The organism is Veillonella parvula (assembly GCF_018378075.1).
Lineage (GTDB): Bacteria > Bacillota > Negativicutes > Veillonellales > Veillonellaceae > Veillonella > Veillonella parvula_K.
In genome coordinates this window covers 38,976-45,153 of the sequence record NZ_JAGZYE010000011.1, presented here as the reverse complement: position 1 = coordinate 45,153, position 6,178 = coordinate 38,976, and the positions used below count along the sequence as shown (strand labels likewise).

Genomic DNA, 6,178 nt, shown 5'->3' with positions numbered 1-6,178 from the left:
TCTTCGTTCGACTTGCATGTGTTAAGCACGCCGCCAGCGTTCGTCCTGAGCCAGGATCAAACTCTCCAAGATATCTTGAAGCTATTTGAATAGCTCATTTGTTTTGTTGTCGCTACCATTAAGTAGCTTTGAATTATGGTTGGTTTTGACTATGTCAAAACCCGCACTCTGGCATATGTTCAATCGTTATGATTGATTACCTATCATTGTTCAGTTTTCAAAGATCTGTACCAGTCTACACACTCTTTCTTCAAAGTGTTTCATCAACTGGCGACTTGATTATTGTATCAAGTCCAGCTCATTCCGTCAAGTGCTTTTTTTAACTTCTAAGAAGTTTTTCATACTTATCATTTGAGCTGTGTCCTAATGACTTGTATAAGTATAGCATAAATATAATAAACGTCAATATATAAAATTGTTATCCTAAAAAATTCATCTTTCTTTCATTATTTTTATTGCATCCTATACATAATATCTCATTAGAAGCCATTTTAACTTGTTTAATATTTATTTACCCAATTTTTACCTTAAACAACTATAGTTCTAAAGGAGTATATCTTTTTACCCATATATGATACAAAGCAAGCGCTATCACCATAACCAATGCAGTGAACATATATAAATATTGATAGCCCCACGCACTAGCTAATACTGCAAGTATAACCGATCCAGCACCGACACTTATATCTAAGGCTAGAAAATAAGTTGCTGTTGATACACCCGCACGCTCAATAGGAGCTGATTGTATAGCCAGCGCTTGAAATGCAGGTTGTGCTGCACCATAGCCTAACCCCAACAACGGAGCGGTGAATAGAATAGCTAATGGGGTTATAGCTAATCCCAATACAAATAAGCCTAGTATAAATAATCCTAATCCTGTATAGATAATAATTTTTGAACCATATCGAGCATATACTTTTCCTACTATAGGTCGACTAATAATAATCATCAACGCAAAAATAGCAAAGAAAGCACTTCCTTATATTCCTGCCCCCATGCTATTAAGTTCTATGGGTATAAAAACTAAAACACCAGAATAAGTAAAACCAATAAATAAGCCCATTAAAGCCCAAGGTAAACTTTTATTTTCTATAAACTGGGAAATATGCCAACCTTTATATTTTGATTGTTTAGGTAATGCTAACTCCTTTGATAGGGGAATAATATTACTTAAGACCATAGCCAATCCAGTCATAACCGTTAAAAATATGTACAATGCCATACTACCGTATGACGATAAAGCATATAGGCCGATAGCAGGTCCTAATACCATTGCTATATTTGAAAAGATAGCAAACATATTAACTCCCTCACCTTTTCGACTAGGAGGTAATACTAATACTGCTAGAGTAGCCATTACAGTTGTTCCAAGGGCAAACACAACACCATGTAACCCACGTAGTACGAAAACAGCCTCTAAGGATGTAGTAAAATTAAATAATCCCATAATAATGAAAAACAAGGCTGTTGATATTAATAGAACAATACGCTTATTAAAACCATCTATTAATCGTCCTGCAAAAATCCTACATAAAATTGTACCAATTTGGAAATATGTCATCGCTAAACCCGCATCAAGATCACTGCCAGCCAGCTCAGACGTTATTACAATTGGCAATGCCGCTACGAGAACATATTGAGTCATATATAAAATACCACTACTAATACCATAATTAGTAAAAGCAGGGCTCCATAATCTATTTGAATCCATATTTGTATCTCCTTTTGTATCGTGTCACCTAGCCATTTTACGCCTCTATCTTATAGAATTCAAGAACAAGCCTTTTTAAATTTTATATAGTTAAAAATGACTGTTATCTGTAAAATACCTATACCATTTTACATAATAAAAGATAGCAAAATAAAAGAACCTCTCTAAAAATAAATCTAGAGAGGTTCTTATACTTTAATCATTAACACAATAATAATAATTTATAACTTATTATTGATTACGTACGTCATTTTTATTACGGCTCTTCCACATAACCCACAAGGATGTAGCTACACAGATAGAGGAGTACGCACCACTAGCAAAACCGATGATCATGCAAAGGGCAAAGTTCTTTGTAGTGTCCCCACCGAATAGATAAAGGGATACACAAGCAAACATAACGGTAGCCAATGTATAGAAACTGCGGTGAATACTTTGTGTAATAGACGCATTCGCCAAATCTGCAAATGTATCAGAACGTTTATGTGTATGCGTATTTTCACGAACACGGTCAAAGATAACTACAGATTCATTCATGGAGTAACCTACAACCGTAAGAATGGCAGCTAAGAAGGATGCATCAATTTCTAGTTGGAAATAAGAGAAAACACCAAGAACCATAATCAAGTCATGGAAAATGGCAACTAACGCAGAAATGGCAACCTTATATTCAAAACGATAAGAAATATATAGAGCTAATGCTGCAAATGCTATAACAAGATTCAATAACGCATGTTCTGTAACTTCAGAACCAATTACAGCTCCTACAGTTTCAATACGTTTAACTGTATTATTACCAATAGATTTAGTCAAAGAATCAACAACAGCGGCACTTTCACTAGACTCGAGATTACGTGTACGAATCATTACGTCTTCGCCCGCTGTATCACCAGTAGTATCACCGGAAAGCTGAATTTGTGCATTTTCAAGATTATATTCTTTTAGAACGTCACGAACTTGACTAACCTCTACAGGTTGATCAAATACAACTTCAACAATCGTACCACCAGTATAATCAATACCAAAGTTAAACCCTTTAGTAAATATGGAAATTAAGCTGATTATAACAAGTGTGGAGGAAATAGCAAACCACCAACGATGATGTTTAATTACGTCTAATGTCATTTGCGTTTACCTCCTTTCAAAGATTTAGGTGCAAATGCGTCAGCACTTGTGCTCGGAGAAATATTCGCACCAAACCAGAATGGATGGTTTGTAAAGTTACAATCGATTAATAAGCGCAATAAGAAATGACTCACAGTAATCGCAGTGAACATACTCACCACAACACCTACGCCTAAGCTGATAGCGAAGCCTTTTACAGGACCAGAGCCTAAAATAGTTAAGATACCAGCTGTAATGATAACGGATACGTTTGCATCAGTAATTGTGGCTAACGCACGGCTAAAGCCTGCTTCCATAGCAACACGCATAGATTTGCCGGAAAATACCTCTTCCTTAAAACGTTCAAAGATAAGAATATTTGCATCTACCGCAACACCCATGGATAAGATAATACCAGCAATACCTGGCAATGTCATAGTCGCATTAAAGCCCTTGCCCAACACGAGTAATAAGAGCATAACATATACAAGTAATGCTATATTAGCTACGATGCCAGAAAAACGATATAAGATAACCAAGAAAATCATGATCATTGCAATACCAGCACTGAAGGCTACAACAGATTTATCCTTGGAGTCTTGCCCCAAAGAAGGACCTACTGTACGCACTTCCAATACATTAATTTTAACAGGCAATGCACCGGAACGTAATAAAATAGCTAAGTCTTTAGCTTCTTCTAAACTTTGACTACCAGAAATAGTGGCTTTACCACCTGTAATTGCTTGTTGTACTACAGGATTAGTCAATTCTTTACCATCCAATGTAATGGCAATACGACGACCAATATTTTTAGATGTTAAATCAGCAAACTTCTTAGCCCCTTCATCACTTAATTCAATAGCAACGAGTGGTTGTTTATTTTGACCTAACTCTTCTTTAGCATCTTTTAAGTCATCACCAGTCATAACGGTTTGACCTTGGTCGTTTTTAAATTCCAAGACCGCTGTTTTACCGATACGTTTAATCGCTTCGTCAGGATCTTTTACACCTGGCAATTCAATGATAATACGACGAGCACCTTCACGTTGTACCAATGGTTCAGATAAACCCATTTCATTAATACGACGCTCTAAGATTTGCTTCGCCCGTTCCACTGCATCATTGTCAGCTGTACCAGTCGCAGAGTCCTCTGCTTCCAATACGATATGCGTACCACCTTGCAAGTCTAGGCCTTGTTTCAAAGAGCCTGCTAATGGTTGAATAAAATACGCAAATAATCCAATGATGGCAGCAATGACTACTAAAAACTTGATAATAGCTTTACCGTTCAAAATAGTTGCTCCCTTCTGCTATACACAATGTATAATGCCTTGCTCTGTCACAATTTTACTCATTCGTTGGTCTAATGCTTCCATTGGGATTGGTGTCTCCCATAATTGTATAGTCCAACATACGCCCATAAATGTACTTGGTGAAAGTTCCTTGAGAAATCGATCATAATACCCATTCCCCATTCCCATACGACCACCTTGACGGTCAAAGCCAGCACCAGGCACTAAAATCAAATCCAAGTCACACGGATCAATAATATCGTATGGCTCAGCGGGAATACGTATATTTAACACACCCCGAGTGATAGATTCTAGAGACTTAAGACGAACTGCAATCATAGTCGTCTTATCAGTACATACTGGAACGTATACAGATTTACCATGTTCTAAAGCATGACGAATCACATCGTCTAAATTGGCCTCTTTAGGCATCGCCAAATAGGCCATAATGTTTTTTGCCGATATATACTCAGGACTATTAACGATTTGATTCGTCAACATCGGCGTCCACGACCTACAATCAGCAACGGATAAAGCAGCGCGCTGAGACTTACACGCCTGGCGCACTGCTTCCTTTGTATTCATTATTTTTCTTCCTTGTTTTTCTTAGACAGTACATTAGCAACTGCTGTACGAGCAAATGTTAATTCAACTTTTTCAGATACCTGTACCTTGACTTTTTCATCATCAAGTTCAACAATTTCGCCATAAATACCACCAATAGTAACGATTTTTTGGCCTTTTTTTAAGCTACCTAACAAGCTAGCACGCTCTTTTTGTTGTTTCTTTTGTGGACGCCACAATAAAAAGTAAAAAATCACTACCATTAACAAAATAGGCCAGCTAGTTTGCAAGATTTGTTGAATATCTCCCATGTTATCCTCCTAGGTTAATAAATATGTATTTCTTTTCTAGTATAGCCACCTAATATAAATTTGACTAGACTTAATTACTATTTTTTAAAGCTATCCCAAAATTGCATTCTAAATTGTGGGAACCGATCTTCTAAGATAGCTTGTCTCATTTGACGCATAAACTCTAATAAGAAATAGAGATTATGATATGTTACAAGGCGTAATGCCAAAATCTCTTCTGCCTTATATAAGTGACGAATATATGCACGGGAATAATTTTTACATGTATAACATTGGCAACCTTCTTCTAAAGGACCCCAATCATGAGCAAATTGAGCATTTCGAATATTAAGGCGACCATTCCAGATCATGGCCATCCCATTTCGAGCAACACGAGTTGGATATACACAATCAAACATATCAACTCCACGTGCTACACCTTCTACCAGACAATCTGCGGTGCCAACGCCCATCAAATAACGAGCCTTATTTGTCGGTAATAATGGGGTTGTATATTCTAAGATTTCATTCATTAAATCATGAGGTTCCCCAACGGATAAACCGCCGATGCTATAACCTTCAAAATCCATAGCTACAAGTTCTTCCGCACTTTGTTTGCGCAAGTCTTTGTACATGCCACCTTGAACGATACCAAACATGCCTTGGCGGTCATGAGCTTTACGAGCCTCTTGGCAACGATGCGCCCAACGCGTGGTACGCGCCGTAGAGCGTTTCGCATAATCATGATCCGCGGGATACGGAATACATTCGTCAAAAGCCATCGCAATATCAGAACCTAATTGCTCTTGTACCTTTGTAGCCACTTCAGGAGATAGAAACTGTTTTGATCCATCAATGTGGGATCTAAATGTAACACCATCCTCAGTAATTTTGCGCATATCGCCTAAACTAAATACTTGGAATCCACCACTATCAGTAAGAATCGCTTGATCCCAATTCATAAATTTATGTAAGCCCCCAGCCTCTTCTACAAGCTCCGGCCCTGGGCGAAGAAATAAATGATAGGTATTACTCAAAATAACTTGAGAACCCATAGCCTTTAGCTCTTCTGGTGTCATAGTTTTAACTGTCGCTTGCGTGCCTACAGGCATAAACATCGGTGTTTGGAAGGTACCATGTGGCGTATGCAATAAACCTGCCCGTGCCCCCGTATGAGGACATGTCTTTTGTAATTCATAAATAATACTCGGCATAGT

The 6,178-nt window shown here is 37.7% G+C and carries 5 protein-coding genes, 1 rRNA gene and 1 pseudogene; all 7 read right to left on the bottom strand.

Features of this window, described 5'->3' with window-relative positions:
• Positions 1 to 72: ribosomal RNA gene (locus KH286_RS09080) — 16S ribosomal RNA — on the bottom strand; the annotation flags it as partial.
• Positions 73 to 535: 463 nt separating this feature from the next.
• Positions 536 to 1,711: pseudogene (locus KH286_RS09600) on the bottom strand (MFS transporter).
• A gap of 231 nt (positions 1,712 to 1,942) precedes the next feature.
• Positions 1,943 to 2,836, bottom strand: a complete 894-nt coding sequence (secF, locus tag KH286_RS09065) for a protein translocase subunit SecF (RefSeq protein WP_004695602.1) — start codon at positions 2,834 to 2,836, stop codon at positions 1,943 to 1,945.
• The gene (secD, locus tag KH286_RS09060; RefSeq protein WP_004695600.1) at positions 2,833 to 4,107 is read right to left on the bottom strand and encodes a protein translocase subunit SecD; all 1,275 of its coding nucleotides are present in this window, start codon (positions 4,105 to 4,107) and stop codon (positions 2,833 to 2,835) included. Before secD ends, secF begins: the two co-directional genes overlap by 4 nt.
• A gap of 18 nt (positions 4,108 to 4,125) precedes the next feature.
• Positions 4,126 to 4,692, bottom strand: coding sequence for a 5-formyltetrahydrofolate cyclo-ligase (locus KH286_RS09055; RefSeq protein WP_004695599.1), 567 nt, complete (start codon positions 4,690 to 4,692; stop codon positions 4,126 to 4,128).
• Complete coding sequence (yajC, locus tag KH286_RS09050) at positions 4,692 to 4,982, bottom strand: preprotein translocase subunit YajC (RefSeq protein WP_004695596.1); 291 nt, start codon at positions 4,980 to 4,982, stop codon at positions 4,692 to 4,694. Before yajC ends, KH286_RS09055 begins: the two co-directional genes overlap by 1 nt.
• A gap of 77 nt (positions 4,983 to 5,059) precedes the next feature.
• Positions 5,060 to 6,175, bottom strand: a complete 1,116-nt coding sequence (tgt, locus tag KH286_RS09045; protein WP_008603393.1) for a tRNA guanosine(34) transglycosylase Tgt — start codon at positions 6,173 to 6,175, stop codon at positions 5,060 to 5,062.
• Positions 6,176 to 6,178 lie beyond the last annotated feature (3 nt).